Here is a 17,857-nt window from a genome sequence, read left to right on the forward strand (position 1 = left end):
GCGCCTCGAAGCCCGGCACCAGGCGGTGGTAGGAATTCAGCGTCGGGTTCGTAAACGCCAGCACCGCGCCAGCGTGCTCCAGGATGCCGCCGATGTAGTAGCGGGCGGTATCCGAAAGCCCTGCGTAACCGTTCTCGTCGTGGAACAGCGGCTCGCCGTCCTTCCACAGGGACTGGTGGGCGTGCATACCCGAACCATTATCGCCGGCCAGCGGCTTCGGCATGAAGGTCGCGGACTTGCCGTTCCGCCATGCCACGTTGCGGATGATGTACTTGAAGGTCTGGATATCATCCGCCGCGGCCAGCAGGGTGTCGAACTTGTAGTTGATCTCCTGCTGCCCGCCGGAGCCCACCTCGTGGTGCAGACGCTCCAGGGTGAAACCGGCCTTCATGAGCTCCTTGCTCATCTCGTCGCGCAGGTCCTGGTAGCGGTCGTACGGCGCGACCGGGAAGTAGCCACCCTTCGGGCGGGTCTTGTAGCCCAGGTTGCGGGAGCCATCCAGGTCGAATTCCTGGTCGCGGTTCCACCAGCCAGAGTCGGAATCCATGCTGTAGAACGCCTCGTGACCCTCCACGCGGTAGCGCACAGAGTCGAAGAGGTAGAACTCCGCCTCCGCGCCGAAGAAGCAGGTATCCGCAATACCGGTGGACGCCAGGTACTGCTCCGCCTTACGCGCCACATTGCGCGGGTCGCGGCTGAACGGCTCGCGGGTGAACGGGTCGTGGACGAAGAACTTGATGTTCAGCGTCTTCGCCTCGCGGAAGGGGTCGATCTTCGCGGTGGATAGGTCCGGCAGGAGGTTCATGTCGGACTCGTCGATGGTGGTGAATCCGCGGATGGAGGAACCGTCGAAGGCCAGGCCTTCCTCGATGGCGTCCTCGTCGAAAGCCTCTGCGGGGATGCTGAAGTGCTGTTCGGTGCCAGGGACGTCCGTGAAGCGGATGTCGACGAACTCCACGTCCTCGTCCTTGATGAACTTCACGACCTCTTCGGGTGTTTCAAATGCCACGCTAAACTCCGCTCTTCGTAGTCGTGTTTTCGGGGGTTGCTGGGGTCATATTTTACCCGCCGTTATCCGGAGTATTGCCCTCGGGGATAACGCGGGGGTGAACTTTCCGTTTTTCCCGTCCACGCCGGTGGCCGCTGGGTTACTGTTTCTTTTACCTCGTTCCCGCAGCAGGGGGCACCGGTTGCGGGGTGGGGTGGGAAGTCGTTGTTTTCGAGGGGGCGCTGTGACCAGCTTTTTTTACGACGTCAACCCCCGCAAATCCACCCGATCTCCCCGCGGGATCATGCGGGTTGTGGTGGTGATCGCCATGGTTCTGGGGTTGGCGGGGGTGATGGGTTTCGCGCCCGGCACGGGTGGCGAGCTGCGGCGGGAGGCTGCGGGGGTGATGCCGATCGTGGACGCCGGAAACTACGTGGGAACCGAACTGGGCGAGCGGTTGTCTAATAACGGTGGGATGGATCTTTCTTGGCCCAGGCCGGAGGGCTTCGACGGCATCTGGTTCGAGAAGGAGCCCTACGGCCGTCGGGAGCATGTGGTGTGGGAATCGCAGCGCTTCGTGGGTGAGCCGGTGGACATCCCAAAGTTGAAGGAGGGGCAGGTGAAGGGGGACTTCGTGGGCTTGCCGGATATTTGCGGCCCGGTGGTGCGCGAGCGCATGGCCGAGCTGGGGTACACGGATGATCCTGCGCTCGATAGCAACAATGAGATTAGGTACAGCTGCAATTATGCGAATATGGATGTAGAGCATCTGGACCGAATGGATGTTCTTGATTTTTCTTTGGGCACTCTTCCCAAACATCCGAGCCGCTTCATGGGTGAGACCCAATACGAGTTACCGAGTGACGCGGAATTTGTGGCACTGGAGGGGGGATCTCCGAACTCGTCGTGCTTTGTTTGGGGAGAGCCACTGCGGGCAGCCAGCCGACTTCACCTGGTCACGGCGCCGAACAACGTGGACTCGCAGTATGCGATGTGCACGATCAACAGCCTCTATTGGCAAGTATTTGAAAATGTAACGGGGGGATTCTAATGGAGATTCAGGCATCGATAGCGGACATTTCGGCCGCGAAACAGTCGCTTGGTTATGCATCGAGGATGGCTCAGAAAAATAGAGACGGATCGATGTGGGAAGCGGGGTTCACCCAGGTTCCATCGCTAAACGCGGCCTTTACGCAGCACAGCACCTATTGGAGTGGCCAGCCCGGGGACGTTCTGCAGGCGATGCAGAAGTATCAGGATGACCTGCAGTGGGCGATGGATCTGCTGGACAGCCTCGGTTTCGCGATTGATCAGCAGGATAAGTCCAGCGCGAAGGTGCTCGACAAATTTGATGTCGCGAAGCACGCAGCTGGAGTTGGCAGCTTTGAATGTTTTCAGCCACGAGACAACGAACCATTCAAGAACCTGAACTACACGGCACCAGTGACAGTCGCGGAAGCAGGTACCGAGCTTGAAGTTCTGATCGGAATGTTCACCAGCTCGGATGCGGCACCACTGGCATCAGCAGAAAGATGGTCGCAGGCAGCCACCCGCTTGGAGGCCACGGCGCACACCCTGCACTCGATCTCCGGCGACCTCGCCCGAAACAACAAGGGGCGTGCTTTCGATGAGGTGCGTCATGCCCTGGAGGACTTCGTTAAGCGGGGTCACAACATCTCCGCCAATGCCGCTCTCATGGCCCAATCCGCAGGCCAATTTCCAGTGGTGAGGGCGGCTAACCTGACTTATCTCCAAGGGCTGCTAAGCACCAACGCACTTGCGGGGACTGGCCCCGGGGTAGTGGCAGCCCGGAAAGCTGCGGTAGCGACCTTCGTGAGCACACACCTGCAGCCCTCGCTGGAGCTGCTCAAGCCACCAGTCCACAACTTCGGGGTGCCCGTCGTCGGGCACAACGGTGGCGGCGGGGTGAACATCACCAGCTTCAACACCACCGGCCCCGCCGAGGCATTCCAGGGCATCAACGGCAACGTCGCACCCGCCACTGCGAACAACGTCCAGGAGCTCGGGGCCCAGACCGCCGATGCTGTGACGGATGCAGGCCGCGGCAACGCTGCCGCCAACGCGCCAGCAGCCGGGAACACCAGCCCAGCAGCAGGGGAGCACATCCCCGCCAGCCAGCAGCACGTCGCCCCGGCGGGCGCTAACCCCGCAGCACCCGCGGGCCCGGGCGTGGCACCGGCAGGCACGCAGCTGGCCGCGAACACACCCGCCCACACAGCCGGCATGCCGGGCGGGGCTCCATCCAACGCAGCCGCGCCGGGCCTCGCCCTGCCTGGAACCAACCAACGCGGTGCCAACGGGAGCCCGAGCGCGAGGGGAGCACAGCCCGCCCGCCCCACGCTGCCGACTACGGGTGCAAACCGGCCAACCGCAGGACACGCGCCGGTGCCACGGGCAGGCAGCGCCGCACACGGCACCAGCGCGCACAGCGCCCTACGCAACGCACCGGGGCTCGGCGGGGCAGAAACAACCGGCGAGCGCACCGGCAGCCGCAACCACGGCTACGGAACCCACGCCACCACCGGGCAGGGGAGAACGCCACGAACCACCGTCGTCCGCCCCGAACTACCAGCCGCACACCCGGAGAACCTCCGCAACGGTGCGGCGGGCCGCGGGCTGCACGGCGTCGGCGCGCCGGGCACACCCAACACGGCCCCGCACACGGGAATGCACGGCACCAGCCACGGCTCTCCGACCACGGGAACACCGCACGCCGAGCAGGGTGCCGCTGCGCAGAACAACCAACGCGGTCGCGGCTTCTACGGCGGTATGGCGCCTGGCGCACGGGGAGGGGCGACCAAGGGGCGCCAAGTGAAGCCAGGCGCAGGGCAGTGGGCCAACTCCGTCTCGGAGTACTTCAAACGCCAATTCTTGGGTGCTAAGCCACGCACCACGAAGAAGGTGATCAGCCGCTAACCCTGGTCGCCGCGCCCGGCTACGCGCCGGGCAGCCCTCAAACGTCGCTTGTGGCCACCCCATCCTCCCGCGGACCATGCGCGCGCTAGCGCTCAGCAGCCCGCATTCACCAGCAGAGCGGCCGCCCACCCCGGTCCCGGGCTGAGCCTCACTCCAGCCCGGTCAGGGCAGCCTAATAAGCCCAGCAGGGGCGCGGGAAATTGTTCCCGCCCCCGCGCTTGGATAGGCTCAAAACCATCATGACTCAGAAGCGCTCCTGGCTCGAAGGCCCCCAGCTGCCCGGCCAAAACGAAGACCCGAACAAACTCAGCTCTTACCCCGGCGAGGCCATCGGCCTGCCCGAGAAGGGGCCCGGCTCGCTCTCGACGCTGATGCCCCGCATGCTCGCGCTGCTCATCGATTGGTTGATCTGCAGGGGTATCGCGTGGTTCATCACGACGATCACGGACCAACTCGGTGACGTGTTCACGCTGAACATGATGGTCTTCTTCGTCTGGCGCCTAGTCACCGTCTGGCTCTTCGCCCAGAGCCCGGGCCACGCGATCATGGGCATCGGTGTCGCCCGCCTGGACGACGCCACCCAGCGCGTCGGCTTCTGGCGCTCGCTGGTGCGCATCCTGCTGACCATATTCTTGTTCCCGCCGGTTGTCCAGGACACCGACGGCCGCGGGCTGCACGACCGCGTGACCCAAACCGGGGTCATTAAGACCCGCTAGCCCTCCCGGGGAGGGGGAGGAACAAGAGCACTACAGCAGGCCGGTCAGGCCGTTGTACAGCAACGTCACCGAGAACACGGCGAAGAACAGCCCCGCACTCAAGTCGATCAGGTGGGAGACGGAGAGCAACCGCGACTGCACCCGCTGCGTCGAGACAAACAGCGCGATCAGGCTGAACACAATCGCCGCCGAGGCCATGATGGCGACCACATACACCACAGACACCCACCACGGAGCGCCCACCGGCAGGAACGGCGCCAGAATCGCCGTGAAGTACAGCACGACCTTCGGGTTGGAGAGGTTCGTCGCCACGCCCGTACGGTAGGCAGCACGCGGCGAGCCCAAGCCCGGGGGCATCACCAGATCAGCGTTCGCCCCCACCCGCGTGCGGTAGTACTCCCGCACCTGCTGCAGCAGGCTAAAGGCCATATAGCCCAACCACAGGCCACCGAAGATCTGCAGATAATCCAGGATCCACGGCTTCTTATTCAGCAGCGCGCTCGCGCCGGTCACGGCCAGCGTCGACCAGAACATCAGGGCCGTGACGATCCCGCCGATCGCCGCGAAGGCATGCTTCCGCGAGCGGGAGGCCATCCGCAGCACCAGGAACAGGTCTGGTCCAGGGGTCATCACGCCGAGCATGTTCATCAGCATGACGATCCCGATGTTCGTTAATTCCACAAATTAATCCCAAATCTCCAAGCAAAAACCGGCCACAGAGTGCGGCCGGTTGAGCGCAAAATATCTTAAGTTTTACTTCTTGCCACGCTGTGCAGCACGGCGGGCGCGGCGGTTCATGCCGGCCATCTGTCCGCCCTTCGGCAGCGGACCCTTCGGCATATTCGCCATGGGGGACTGCAGGCGGGAAATCGAATCGATGCGGGAGTTCAGCGCATCGACCTCGTTCTTCTTAATGTTCCGCGGCAGGCGCATCAGGTGGTTCTGCAGCTTACGGACCGGAACTTCGCCCTCACCGTCACCGACGACGACGTCGTAGATCGGAGCGTTGCCAGCGATCCGGGCGATCTTCTTCCGCTCACGGGCGATCATCCTCTTCACGCGGTTCGAATCACCCTCACCGACCAGGACGATGCCCGGAGTGCCGACGACGCGGTGGACCGCATCCAGGTTCGTGTTCTGCGCGATGCCTGGCTCGACGATCCACTTCATGCCCACGCCGTCACGCAGGTTGCTCAAGGTCCAGGCGGCAGCGCCGGCCTCGCCCTCGATCTGCTCGTAGACACCCTTCTGCAGGCGGCGGGTGAATACCCACACCGCTACGGCGATGCCCAGCAGGATACCCACGATGAGGTTCACCCACCACCAGCCGAACACCGTGGAAAGCAGAAGCAGAAGCACGACGGGCACCAAAAAGCCCACCAGCATCAGCGGGATCAGCTTCTTATCGCGCTGCCGCTGCAGCTTGAAGGCCTGCCACAGCTGGCCGCGCTGCTCCTTGCGGGCGGCGCGCTTGGCGGCCTTTTCTGCCTTCTTGTTTTCCTTCTCGCGGATGTCCTTAGCCATGTGCTCCAGGATAGAACATGCAGCGAAAAAGAAAGAAACGCGCGCAAGGTGCGAAGCCTTACGCGCGTCTCAACGCTTCTCGCGCTAGCGGTACGCGACCGGGGTCTCCTCGGAGGCGCCGTACTTGTCCAGCAGGTTGGTGGCCTCCTGCTGGGTGGAGCCATCCAGCTTCTCATTGAGGTGCGAGAGGTTCTCCGGGATCTCCCGGCCACGGGCGCGCATCGCCTGCGCGTACAGGCGGCCGGAACGGTAGCTGGAACGAACCAGCGGGCCGGACATGACAGCCGGGAAGCCCATGTCATAAGCAGCCTCGGAGTGTGCCACGAACTCCTCCGGGCGCACCCAACGCTCGATCGGGTGGTGCATGGAGGTCGGGCGCAGGTACTGGGTAATCGTGAGGATATCGGTGCCAGCCTCGCGCAGGTCACGCATCGCCTCCACGACCTCCTCCTCGGTCTCGCCCATGCCCAGGATCAGGTTGGACTTCGTGATCAGCCCGTAGTCGTGGGCCGCACGAATGACCTCCAGGGAGCGCTCGTACTTGAAGGCCGGGCGGATGCGCTTGAAGATGCGCGGCACGGTCTCCAGGTTGTGGGCGAAAACCTCCGGCTGGGACTCGAACACGATCTGCAGCAGCTCCGGCTTATTCGAGAAGTCCGGGGTGAGGTTCTCCACGCCCGTGTTCGGGTTCAGCTCGTGGATCTTGCGGACGACCTCCGCGTACAGCCAGGCGCCCTCATCATCCAGGTCGTCGCGGGTCACGCCCGTGACGGTGGCGTACTTCAGGCCCATCTCGCGGACGGACTCCGCCACACGGCGCGGCTCGTCGCGGTCCAGGGGAGTGGGCTTACCGGACTTAATCTGGCAGAAGTCGCAACGGCGGGAGCAAGTATCGCCGCCGATGAGGAAGGAGGCCTCGCGGTCCTCCCAGCACTCGTGGATATTCGGGCAACCAGCCTCCTGGCACACGGTGTGCAGGCTCATGCCCGTCACGCGGTTCTTCATGTCCCGATACTCGGGGCCCATCTTCGCGGTGGTGCGGATCCAGCGGGGCTTAGCCTCGATGGGGGTCTGCGAGTTCTTAGCTTCGATGCGAAGCATCCGGCGTCCATTAGCGCTGACAGTCATGCAGACCACCCTACGCTGGTCACCCGATGATTGCTAACAATCTCGGCGTGCGGGCTGACCTGCCCAAACATCACCGGCATGGCGAGCACTGCGGCTAGTCCTTGTGCACCGCCAGCTCGCCGTTCAGCGCGGCCACGATGTTCTTCTCCAGGGACTTACGGCACTCCTCGACGGTGACGTCCCGGCCGAGTTCCGCCGACAGCGTCGTCACCCCGGCATCGGCGATGCCACAGGGCACGATGTGCCCGTAGTACTCCATGGTGTTGTCACAGTTCAGGGACACCCCGTGCATCGTCACCCCGCGGGTGACACGAATGCCGATCGCCGCGATCTTCCGGGCGGGCTTCAGCTCGCCGCCCACCACGCCGGCGGGCAGCCACACCCCGGACCGGCCCTCGACACGGCCGGTGCCCTCCAGGCCCACGTCCTTACAGGTCTGGATCAGTGCCTCCTCCAGGCGGCGCACGTAGTCCACCACGTCCACCGGGTCGGCCAGCTTGATGATCGGGTAGGCAACCAGCTGGCCGGGACCGTGCCAGGTGATGCGACCGCCACGATCGACGTCCACCACTGGCAGCCCGTTATCGGGCCGGTCGCTGTCCTCGGTGCGCTTGCCCGCCGTGTACGTCGGCGGGTGCTCCAGCATCAGCAGCTGGTCGTTGATCTTTCCCTCGGCGCGCTCGGCGGCGAGTTCAGCCTGGCGATGCCAGGTCTCTTCGTATTCCACGGTCCCGAGCTCGTTGACCTCGATCGGGGTGGAGTCCATGCGGATACTGCCGGTTTGAAAGCCCATGTTTGCCAAGTGTAGCGCGCAGCAAAAGACCCCCAAGCCTTGAGGCTCGGGGGTCTGAGTGCTGCGGGGCTAGTGACAGCTAGTTACCCGCGGGCGCTATCTTCCGCGCGGGGCGCTGCCATCAACCAGCGCCACGGGGTAGGGGGCGGGGGCTTACCGCCCCAGGGAGGGGAGGTAAGGAGCTTAGAGCTCCAGGTCCTCCTCGAAGTCGCCCTTCTCCAGGCGGTCGCGCAGGGTGGACATGAAGCGGCCTGCGTCGGCGCCGTCGATGACCTGGTGGTCGTAGGTCAGCGGCAGGAAGACCATGTCGCGGATAGCGATGGCCTCGTTCTCGTCCTCGGTGAGGACGACCGGGCGCTTCACGATCGCACCGGTGCCGACCATGGCTGCCTGCGGCGGAACCAGGATCGGAGTGTCGGTCAGGGCACCCTCGGAACCGATGTTGGTGATGGTGAAGGTGCCGCCGGCCAGGTCGTTCGGCTTCAGCTTCTTGTTGCGCGCGCGGTCAGCGATGTCCGCGATGGCCTTCGCCAGCTCCGGCAGGCTCAGGTCCTGCGCATCGTGGATGACCGGGGAGAGCAGGCCGTCCTCGGTGTCCACCGCGATGCTCAGGTTCACGCGGTCGTGGTAGGTCATCTCCTTGGTCTCAGCGTTGTAGGACGCGTTGACGTTCGGGTGGGAGATGAGCGCCTCGACGGCAGCCTTCGCGAAGAACGGCAGGAAGGTCAGGTTCACGCCGTGGGCGTCCTGGAAAGCCTTCTTGGACTTCGCGCGCAGGTCGGCGACGAGGGTCATGTCGACCTCGTGGACCTGGGTCAGCTGCGCGGAGTTGCGCAGGGACTCCAGGGTGGTGCGTGCCGTGATTTCGCGGATGCGGTTGACCTTCTGGGTCGTGCCGATCAGCTCCTGCTTATCCGGGTCGACCTTGTGTGCGGAGGCACGCGGGCCGGCCGGCAGGTTGGTCTTCGCGCCGGTGGTGATGTCCTCGCCCTCGGCAGCGGCCAGGACATCCTGCTTGCGGATGCGGCCACCAACGCCGGTGCCGGTGACCTTGGAGAGATCCACGTTGTTCTTCTCGGCCAGCTTGCGGACCAGCGGGGTCACGTACGGCAGGTTATCGCCGGACGGCTCATCAGCGGAGCCCGACTTCTCGCCACGGTCAGCGACGTTCGGGCGTGCGGTGGTCTCCGCAGCCTTCTCGCGTGCAGCCTCGCGGGCGGCCTCGGCCTTGTCCTCGCCGGAGTCCTTCTTCTCGGACTTCTGCTCCTGCTTGGAGTCGTCCTTCTTCTCGGACTTCTGCTCGTCCTTCGCCTCAGCCTTCTCGGAAGACTTGTCCTCGGACTTCTCCTTCTTCGGCTCGTCCTTCTTGGCTGGCTTGCCGGAACCGTCGCCGATGCGGGCGATGACGTCGCCGACCTCGACGGTGTCGTCTTCCTCAGCGAGGATCTCGACCAGGGTGCCTGCGACCGGGGATGGGATCTCGGTGTCGACCTTGTCGGTGGAGACCTCGAGCAGTGGCTCGTCGACCTCGACCTTGTCGCCGACGGACTTCAGCCACTGGGTGATGGTGCCCTCGGTGACGGACTCGCCGAGCTCCGGCATGGTGACGTCCTCGCCCTCACCGGACCCCTCGGAAGCGGAATCGTCGGAAGACTCGTCGGAGGAGGTGTCCTCGGAGGAATCCTCAGCGTCCTCGTCCTCCGTCTCCTCCGGCTCCTCAGCCTTCGGCTCTTCCTTCTTGGCTGGCTTGCCGGAGCCGTCGCCGATGCGGGCGATGACGTCGCCGACCTCGACGGTGTCGTCTTCCTCAGCGAGGATCTCGACCAGGGTGCCTGCGACCGGGGATGGGATCTCGGTGTCGACCTTGTCGGTGGAGACCTCGAGCAGTGGCTCGTCGACCTCGACCTTGTCGCCGACGGACTTCAGCCACTGGGTGATGGTGCCCTCGGTGACGGACTCGCCGAGCTCCGGCATGGTGACGTCCTCGCCCTCACCGGAACCCTCGGAAGCGGAATCGTCGGAGGACTCATCCTCGGACTCCTCAGCAGCCTCCTCATCGGAGCTGTCCGCAGCCTCGTCCTCGTTGGAGGAGTCGTCGCCCTCGTCATCGGAGGAAGGAGCTTCATCCTCCTCGCCGATCTCAGCGATGACGGAACCGACCTCGATCGTGTCGTCCTCTTCGGCCATTACCTTCAGCAGAACGCCGGCAACAGGGGAGGGGATCTCGGTATCAACCTTGTCGGTGGACACCTCGAGCAAAGGCTCATCCACCTCTACCTTGTCGCCAACCTTCTTCAGCCACTGGGTGATGGTGCCCTCAGTGACCGATTCGCCCAACTCGGGCATTTCGACGGACTGCGCCATGGTGTTGAAGCTCCTCTTGAAACGCGAAAACTAGCTGTGGTCGAGTTTTAAAGACCAGTTACTCAACAATTGTACGCTCTCAAGCAAGTTTCGACGCACCCAACCCCGACCGAGAACCGGACTGCCTAGAATGGTGAGTTGTGTTCAATCTTTTTGGCCGATCCAGCAAGAATCAGACCAAGCCGCCGCGTGCGCCCGGAGACACCATCCGCGCACGTGATTTGGAGTACCTGAGCACCTGGTCCGCGCAGCACGACGGGCAGGCAGGTGGGGTGGAAGGGTTCGTGGAACCCGAGACCCTCATCAACGAGATGTCGGTCGTTCTCGTTGATGGCTCCGGCGACTGGACGCGCCGCAAGATCGGCGGGCCGAAGGGCATCGACGTGGTCGCCAAGAAGCTCGGCATCCCCCTCTACTTCGCCGAAGAGACCGGCTACCCGCAGCGCATGCGCGACCGCATCGAGCGCGACCGGCTGATCAAAAAGCGTCTCGAACAGCGCGAACGGCGTGCCCGCATGGAACAGGCGCGCCGCGAGGAAGAGGAGTCTTAGCCCTCCGGGGGGAGGCCCTGGCTCCGGGCAGATCTAGCCCGGGGCCAGGGTACGGGGCTTAGCCCTCCTTGGTGGTCCCTGCCAGGTGGCGCAGGGTCGCCAGAATCGTGCGCACCGGCACGCCCGTGCCGCGCTTCGGGGTGTAGCCGAACGCGCCATCGGTGTTGTACGCCGGGCCGGCGATATCGATGTGCACCCACTCCACGCCTTCGGTCACGAAATTGGCCAGGTAGTGGCCAGCCACTGACATGCCGCCCCAACGGCTGGGGGAGATATTGCGCAGGTCGGCCACATCGGACTTCAGCGCCTCGCCGAGCTCCGGCGGCAGCGGCATAGCCCAGCCGTTCTCGCCGACCTCCTGGGAGAGCTCCGCAACCTTGTCGCGGAAAGCGATGGAACCCATGACACCCGGGGTGCGGTTGCCCAGCGCCACCATCTGCGCGCCGGTCAGGGTCGCGGTCTCGATGAGGTAATCCGGCTCATCCTCGCAGGCGCGCGCCATCGCATCCGCCAGGATCAGGCGGCCCTCGGCGTCCGTGTTCAACACCTCGGTGGTCAGACCGTTGTAGTGGCGCAGCACATCACCCGGGCGGGTCGCGGTGGAGCTCGGGGTGTTCTCCGCCAGCGGGATCGTGGCGATAACCTTCATCGGCAGGTCCAGGCGGGCGGCAGCCACCATCGTGGCGACGACAGCCGCGGAGCCACCCATGTCCGAAATCATGTCCCACATATTCGCGCCCGGCTTCAGCGAAATACCGCCGGTGTCGAAGGTCACGCCCTTACCGACGAGCGCGACCTGCGGTGCCTCGTTCTTCGCGGACGGCTCGTGGGTCAGGCGCACCAGGCGTGGGGCGTGCTCACTGCCCTTACCGACGCCGACGATGCCGCCGTAGCCCTTCTCCTCCAGCTCCTTTTCATCCAGGATCTCGACGCCCAGCCCCGCGGCCTCAGCGATCTCGCGGATCGTGTTGGCATAGGTCTCCGGGTACAGGAAGTTCGCCGGGGTGTTCACGAAGTCACGGGCCAGCGCCACCGCGGCGGCGTCAACCTGAGCCCGGGCCAGCAGGGCGGCGTCGGCCTCGCGGGCGAGCACCGTGATGGTGGCGGGGGAGTCAGCCGCGGCGTCGGCGTCCTTGGCGGAAACGTCCTGACCAGCGGCGTCCTTGGCGGAAGCGCCCTTGAAACCAGCGAAACGGTAACCACCCAGCGCGTGACCGACGAGCGCGGCCTCCGGGGAAATCAACCCGAGGCTAGAGACGACCTTGGTACCCAGGCCCGCAGCACGGGAGGCCACGCCGGCGAGCTCGCGGATGTCCTCGTCCGTGGATTCGTCGATATCACCCAGGCCCAGCGCCAGGATCTTGGTCGCCGGGGCCGTTCCCTCGGTCGCCAGCAGCTCGCCCGGAACCGGGGTGAGCTCCTCGCGCTTGCCGGTCGCACCCACGCTGGTGAGCACGCGCCACAGGGTGATCTCCTGCTCCTTGCTCAACAGGCCAGAACCCGTGGCGGCCAACTCCAGGCCGTTGGCACCCTGGAACACCGGAACGATGAGCGTGTCCACATCCGCGTTCGCCGGAACCTCCGCGACGAGGTCAATCGCCGGCATCGTGCCACGGTTCGGCAGGGCGGAATAAGTCTGGGCGGGATCCAGCGCGATCGGCTGGCCTGGCTGGGTGGTCATGATCGAAAATCAATCCTTTCGCAATGCGAAAACTCACTAATGCGCCATCAACTGTACTCACAATTTTTCGAGGAACTATGGTTGTAGCCATGAGCGAAAGCACACCGAACACCACCGCACCAAACACCAATCTGAGCTTCACCGTCACGCCGAACGAGAACCGCACTTCCTCGGCGGATATCGCCAAGGTCCTCGAGAGCCCGGGCTTCGGCGTCCACTTCACCGACCACATGGTCCTCATCGACTACGACGAAGAGATCGGCTGGCACAACGCCCGCGTCGAGCCCTACGGTCCGCTGAGCATGGACCCGGCCAGCATGGTCTTCCACTACGGCCAGGCCATCTTCGAGGGCATCAAGGCTTACCGCCAGCCGGACGGCAGCATCGCCACCTTCCGCCCGGAGCAGAACGTCCAGCGTATGGCGCGTTCCGCCGAGCGCCTGGGCATGGCCCCGCTGCCGGAGGAGCTGTTCCTCGAGTCCCTGAAGCAGCTGGTCGCCATCGACCACGAGTGGGTGCCAGCAGCAGGTGGCGAGGCCGCGTTGTACCTGCGCCCGCTGATGATCGCCCGGGACGTTCACCTGGGTGTCCAGCCATCCAAGACCTACACCTACATGGTTATTGCCTCCCCGGCGGGAGCCTACTTCACCGGCGGCATCAAGCCGGTCAGCGTCTGGCTGTCCACCGAGTACGTGCGCGCCGCACCGGGCGGCACGGGTGCCGCGAAGTGTGCCGGTAACTACGCCGGTTCCCTCATGGCACAGGCTCAGGCCGCCGAGCAGGGCTGCGACCAGGTCGTATGGCTGGATGCCGTTGAACGCAAGTGGGTCGAGGAGATGGGCGGCATGAACCTCATGTTCGTCTTCGGCGAGGGGGAGAACGCCGAGGTCATCACCCCGGAGCTCTCCGGCTCCCTGCTGCCGGGCGTGACCCGCGACTCCCTGATCCAGGTCGCCCGGGACCTGGGCTACAACGTCAACGAGCGCCGTATCTCCATCGAGGAGTGGGAGCAGGCCGCAAACTCCGGCATGCTCTCCGAGGTGCTGGCCTGCGGCACCGCGGCCGTGGTCACCCCGGTGGGCTCCGTGAAGTACGCCGGCGGTGCGTACGACATCAACGGTGCCCAGACCGGTGAGGTCACCATGCGGCTGCGCGACCACCTCACCGGCATCCAGCGTGGTGCCGTGGAGGATAAGCACGGTTGGCTGCACACCCTGGTTCCGGCTGAGGATCTGCAGTAGAGCGCCTGCAATAACGCACTAGCTGCGTAACGCGCCTCGCGCGGTGGTGTGGAGCGATACTTCACGGCCCCGGGCTACCATCGTTGAACTGCTCCCCATTAGTTGGCCTGATTTATCAGCTACCGATTAGTGAGGAGCAGTTTTTCGTTGAGAGCACGAAGTTCGCTGAGCGAAGATCAGCGCGAGCAGTAAGTGGTACAAACTCTGGCGCGACATGGAAACTATCTGCACAAATGTTTATAGTGGTCCAGACCCAAGACGGTACGGATGCAGAGATTTCAGAGATACCTACTGGGTTATTGTTACAGGAGCTCACAGCGATAATCTTTGATTGGAGACGCAATGCTGAATGGAAATTTTCACCTTGCGCAGTTTCTTTGGGTCATCTTTATCCTGGTGCTGATCCCCACCGTAGTAGTTTACATTTTGATAAACAGGCATGTTCCTGAAAACTGCCATAATTCACGACTTCCACGTAGAGCTCCCGTTGCGTCTTTTCTTGTTGGGCTTCTGTCAGCTGCATTCTGGCTTTCATGGTCTCCGAGATCAAGCATTGGAGATTTTTTTCTATATGGCGCGCCTAACCAATTCCCTAAATGGCAGATTATTGGTTGTGGAATTTCCCTGATACTCGGTTCGGGTATAATTGCATATGTTAACTCTGGGTCTGTCAGGGGAACTCTCATTATATCTCTTCTTACGGGCTCAGGTTTTGGCGCAGCTTTCGCGTTCGATGCATCTTTTGGTGTAACATCCCAAGAAGGAATTGGGGTTGTTTTTGCCTTTGTGGGAGTGGCGCTACTTTGCATCCCTTTGAACCTGCTATTTGTCGCGATTAAGCGAATCGTGAATCGAAAAAACTCTCCTAAATAAATGAACTGCTCCCCATTAGTTGGCCTGAGTTATCAGCTACCAACTAGTGAGGAGCAGTTTCCGTTGAGAGCACGAAGCTAGCCAAGCGAAGATTAGCGCGAGCAGTTAGTGGGCTCAGCTACACGCTCCCAAACGCGAAGAGCCAGATTGATGTCCAGCGCGCGGTGCCACGTGTCCATGGTGACGTTCTCGATCGCCCCGCCGACCGCGATGCCCGCGTTGAGCACGAGCACATCCACCGCGCCGATGGCCTCGGCCGCGGCTTCCCGGTCGGCGTCGGAGGTCACGTCCAGCTTGCGGTAGGTGCACGTTTCGCCGAGCTTGATGACGTCCTCGTTCGCCGTGTCATGCAGGTCCGTCGCGATGACGGAATCGCCGCGGGCGATCACCTCCGGTGGCGTGGCCGGCGGATCAGGTCAGCATCGACAGCAGGAACACGGAGTCCTCGTCCGCGTCGACCCGGTGCGGGACCATGGCGGGCAGGTACGCGACGGTCCCCGGCGTGAGGACCTCGGTGCGGTCGCCGACGGTGAAGCGCACTTGGCCCTCGATGCATTGCACCATGATCGGGTGTGCAGCGCGGTGATCGGGCAATGTCTGTCCGGAACGGAAGCGCATGGCGATGATGTTGACGCCGTCGGCCGTTTGCAGTCGTTTCACGGCCGGGCCGTCGCCGCCCTCTGCAGCTGGTGCGGCGGTGGCGATGTCATGAAGGCTCAGGGCTTCCGGCTCGGCGGTCAGTTCAGCTTTCTGGTCGGCGTCGAGGAATTCGATCTCGGGCTCGCGTCGGGCGGCGGACGATGCTTCGCGCCCGGGGCCGGGAGCGTTGGAATCGGCGCCCGTCGCATCGAAGGCATCGGCGGTGTCGCGCAGACGGGCCACGATGCCGATCGAGGCGAGAGAGTCGTCGTGTTTGGCGAATGTGCTGCGCATGCCCAGGACCCGTCGGCGCGCCGCCGGCTGCCTGATCGCGTTGCCCACGATCCGCGCGACCCCGGCAGGGCCCTCGTCCTCGAGCATCTGGCTCGGCTTGAGTAGGCCCATCTCGCCGATGCGGACCTGTTCGACCTCGAAGCCGTGATCCTCGAGCAGCTGCCGCCATTCGGCGGGGGTGAGTGGACGGGCATTGACGCGAATCGCCTTCGACATGGCGACCCGGATCTCGTCCTTCGTCGACGTCGGGAGGTCGTCGGGGGTCAGTGCGAGTTCGTGGATCGCGTACCGGCCACCGGGCACGAGGATGCGGCGGACCTCGTCGAGGATGGCATTCTTGCCCTTGACTCCCTGCATGGTGAGCATCGCTTCGCCGATGACGGCATCCGCTGAATCGTCGTCGAGGTCCGTCGACTGGGCCTTGCCCTTCACTACGCGACCCTGGCCGCTCACGACCTTGGCTGTGGTCTGCACGGCGGCTTCGTCTTCGTCGACTCCGACGTATCCGGACGGCCGTCGCTTTAGGATCTCCGCCGCCGTGACGCCCAGGCCCGGGGCCAGTTCGACGACTCGGGCATCGGTGAGGCGGGACTGGTCGAGGATCCACTCCGTCATCTTCCGGCCGCCGGGGCGCAGCACCTTCTTTCCGAGCCTGGCCAACAGCCAATGTCCCTGGAGTTGATCGAAATCCCTGTCGCGGGCGGTCATGCGTGACTCCTTCGTCGAGTGTCGGTGGTGGCGGTGTCGTCGGAACGTGGCCGCCAATAATCCGAATATGAAGTACTGAGTATCAGGAACGAGCTTAGGCTAACCTTAATTACTTGTCGAGAAGGGATGAAAAGCCAGATCGGGCCGTCGCAAAGCTGCTTTGCGACGGCCCGGAAGGGGGGAGTTGGTTCGAGAAATGCCCCGGTCAGCGGTCCTGCGGAGTCTGGTCGACGAGCTCGTCGTCCTCCGGGATCTCCCCGGCCGGGCGCGGCGGGATCGAGCGGATCTGATCTCGGCTCAGGCCGGGGCCGAATTGGTGCGGCGGCAGAATGACCTCGCGGCCCAGGCGCAGCGACTCCTCGATGGCGGCGAATATGCGCACGTCGGCGAGCCCCTCCCGGCCATCGGGCTCGGGGCGCACGCCGGCGCGGACGCAGTCGATGAAGTAGCGGGTCTCGCCGGCGAACTGGTCGACGGAGGTGGCCTCATGGGTCTTCGTGCCCTGCGGCGTGGTCAGCGTCCAATTTCGCGGCGGCTCCGGCGCGAAGCCATAACAGGAGTTCGACGTGATGGTGCCCTTCGACCCCACCAGCTGGAACGTGTCCAGGTCCGCGGCGTTGTAGCTGAGCGTGTACTGCGCGACGCGGGCACCGGGGAAGCGCAGCGTCACGCCGACGCCGTCCTGGAAATCGAAGTCGCGGTCGCGCGAGCTCACGCCGGTGGCGTGCACGTGCGTCGGCTCAGCGCGGAACAGATGACGCACCAGATTCAGGGGATAGGCGCCGAAGTCGGGGACGGGGCCGCCCCAGAAACCGGAGTGGCCGCGGTGGTTGGCCTCCTCGATGTCGTGCGCGAACGTCGAGGTGAACGTGCGGGTCTCGCCGATGACGCCGCGGTCGACCATGTCCGCCAGCTCCACCAGGTAGGCGTCCTGGTGCATGCGGTAGGCGACCATCAACGTCGCGCCGGAGCGCTGCGAGGCCGCGATCATCGCCTCGCAATCCTCCACGGAATCGGCCATCGGCTTCTCCAAAAGCACCGGGATGCCGGCGTCGAGCGCGGGCTCTGCGAACTCGCGGTGGCGGAAGACCGGCGTGGCCACGTAGATACCGTCGATGTCGCCGCGCTTCAGCAGCTCGGGGAATTCGTCGTAGTCGTACACCGCCACGTCGTCGGCGGTCGCCCGGCCGGTCGCCGCGGGGTCATCGTCGGGTCCGGCTCCGGCACCCGTTCGCTTGGCGACGGCCTCCGCCTTGGCGTCGGAGCTGGTCACCACGGCGGCGACCACCGCATCGGGGAGGCTGCGCAGAGCCGGGATGAAGGCCTGCTGCGAGATCTGGCCGACTCCGACGACGGCGAAACGGAACGGCGAGTCGGGGGAGTTGGGCGTGGAAGGCGTCTGGTTAATGTCAGTCATCAT

General features: G+C 64.2%; 16 protein-coding genes. 6 read left to right on the forward strand and 10 right to left on the reverse strand.

Annotated features, from left to right (window positions below):
- Window positions 1-1,009 (reverse strand): type I glutamate--ammonia ligase (gene glnA / locus HMPREF3088_RS01120; protein WP_246817975.1); only part of this gene is annotated, 1,009 nt, incomplete at its 3' end.
- A gap of 223 nt (window positions 1,010-1,232) precedes the next feature.
- Here glnA and HMPREF3088_RS01125 point away from each other — a divergent pair.
- The 3 genes from HMPREF3088_RS01125 (at window position 1,233) to HMPREF3088_RS01135 (ending at window position 4,641) form a co-directional block, all read left to right on the forward strand.
- Window positions 1,233-2,039: a hypothetical protein gene (locus tag HMPREF3088_RS01125; RefSeq protein WP_083317287.1), complete on the forward strand. Its 807-nt coding sequence runs from the start codon at window positions 1,233-1,235 to the stop codon at window positions 2,037-2,039.
- Between the two features lie 191 nt (window positions 2,040-2,230).
- Complete coding sequence (locus tag HMPREF3088_RS01130; protein WP_246817978.1) at window positions 2,231-3,925, forward strand: hypothetical protein; 1,695 nt, start codon at window positions 2,231-2,233, stop codon at window positions 3,923-3,925.
- A 239-nt stretch (window positions 3,926-4,164) separates the two neighbouring features.
- Window positions 4,165-4,641, forward strand: coding sequence for an RDD family protein (locus HMPREF3088_RS01135; protein WP_070757762.1), 477 nt, complete (start codon window positions 4,165-4,167; stop codon window positions 4,639-4,641).
- 30 nt (window positions 4,642-4,671) lie between these two features.
- Here HMPREF3088_RS01135 and HMPREF3088_RS01140 read toward each other — a convergent pair whose 3' ends face one another.
- The 5 genes from HMPREF3088_RS01140 to sucB form a co-directional block, all read right to left on the reverse strand.
- The gene (locus tag HMPREF3088_RS01140) at window positions 4,672-5,322 is read right to left on the reverse strand and encodes a LysE family translocator (RefSeq protein WP_070757764.1); all 651 of its coding nucleotides are present in this window, start codon (window positions 5,320-5,322) and stop codon (window positions 4,672-4,674) included.
- A 72-nt stretch (window positions 5,323-5,394) separates the two neighbouring features.
- Window positions 5,395-6,165, reverse strand: a complete 771-nt coding sequence (locus HMPREF3088_RS01145; RefSeq protein ID WP_070757766.1) for a DUF4191 domain-containing protein — start codon at window positions 6,163-6,165, stop codon at window positions 5,395-5,397.
- Between the two features lie 84 nt (window positions 6,166-6,249).
- Window positions 6,250-7,293: a lipoyl synthase gene (gene lipA / locus HMPREF3088_RS01150; RefSeq protein ID WP_012360497.1), complete on the reverse strand. Its 1,044-nt coding sequence runs from the start codon at window positions 7,291-7,293 to the stop codon at window positions 6,250-6,252.
- A 94-nt stretch (window positions 7,294-7,387) separates the two neighbouring features.
- Window positions 7,388-8,086 carry a lipoyl(octanoyl) transferase LipB gene (lipB, locus tag HMPREF3088_RS01155; RefSeq protein ID WP_070757767.1) on the reverse strand — a complete coding sequence of 233 codons (699 nt, stop codon included), beginning with the start codon at window positions 8,084-8,086 and terminating at the stop codon, window positions 7,388-7,390.
- Between the two features lie 183 nt (window positions 8,087-8,269).
- Window positions 8,270-10,450 carry a 2-oxoglutarate dehydrogenase, E2 component, dihydrolipoamide succinyltransferase gene (gene sucB, locus HMPREF3088_RS01160; protein WP_070757769.1) on the reverse strand — a complete coding sequence of 727 codons (2,181 nt, stop codon included), beginning with the start codon at window positions 10,448-10,450 and terminating at the stop codon, window positions 8,270-8,272.
- A gap of 140 nt (window positions 10,451-10,590) precedes the next feature.
- Between sucB and HMPREF3088_RS01165 the strand changes: the two genes are divergently transcribed.
- Complete coding sequence (locus HMPREF3088_RS01165) at window positions 10,591-11,001, forward strand: hypothetical protein (RefSeq protein WP_070757771.1); 411 nt, start codon at window positions 10,591-10,593, stop codon at window positions 10,999-11,001.
- Window positions 11,002-11,059: 58 nt separating this feature from the next.
- Here HMPREF3088_RS01165 and HMPREF3088_RS01170 read toward each other — a convergent pair whose 3' ends face one another.
- Entirely contained in the window at window positions 11,060-12,682 is a 1,623-nt protein-coding gene (locus HMPREF3088_RS01170) for a leucyl aminopeptidase (protein WP_070757773.1), read from the reverse strand.
- A 77-nt stretch (window positions 12,683-12,759) separates the two neighbouring features.
- Here HMPREF3088_RS01170 and HMPREF3088_RS01175 point away from each other — a divergent pair, with 77 nt between their 5' ends.
- Window positions 12,760-13,923, forward strand: a complete 1,164-nt coding sequence (locus tag HMPREF3088_RS01175; RefSeq protein ID WP_070757775.1) for a branched-chain amino acid aminotransferase — start codon at window positions 12,760-12,762, stop codon at window positions 13,921-13,923.
- 342 nt (window positions 13,924-14,265) lie between these two features.
- On the forward strand, window positions 14,266-14,796 hold the full coding sequence (locus tag HMPREF3088_RS10300; RefSeq protein WP_141759410.1) for a hypothetical protein: 531 nt from the start codon (window positions 14,266-14,268) through the stop codon (window positions 14,794-14,796).
- A 92-nt stretch (window positions 14,797-14,888) separates the two neighbouring features.
- Here the strand turns inward: HMPREF3088_RS10300 and HMPREF3088_RS01180 are convergent, their stop codons facing one another.
- The 3 genes from HMPREF3088_RS01180 to HMPREF3088_RS01190 form a co-directional block, all read right to left on the reverse strand.
- Complete coding sequence (locus tag HMPREF3088_RS01180; RefSeq protein ID WP_070757777.1) at window positions 14,889-15,185, reverse strand: SDR family oxidoreductase; 297 nt, start codon at window positions 15,183-15,185, stop codon at window positions 14,889-14,891.
- Between the two features lie 22 nt (window positions 15,186-15,207).
- Entirely contained in the window at window positions 15,208-16,437 is a 1,230-nt protein-coding gene (locus HMPREF3088_RS10835; protein WP_070757779.1) for a methyltransferase domain-containing protein, read from the reverse strand.
- Between the two features lie 205 nt (window positions 16,438-16,642).
- Window positions 16,643-17,854 carry a Gfo/Idh/MocA family protein gene (locus tag HMPREF3088_RS01190; RefSeq protein ID WP_070757839.1) on the reverse strand — a complete coding sequence of 404 codons (1,212 nt, stop codon included), beginning with the start codon at window positions 17,852-17,854 and terminating at the stop codon, window positions 16,643-16,645.
- Window positions 17,855-17,857: the final 3 nt, after the last annotated feature.

Source organism: Corynebacterium sp. HMSC22B11 (assembly GCF_001815965.1).
Lineage (GTDB): Bacteria > Actinomycetota > Actinomycetes > Mycobacteriales > Mycobacteriaceae > Corynebacterium.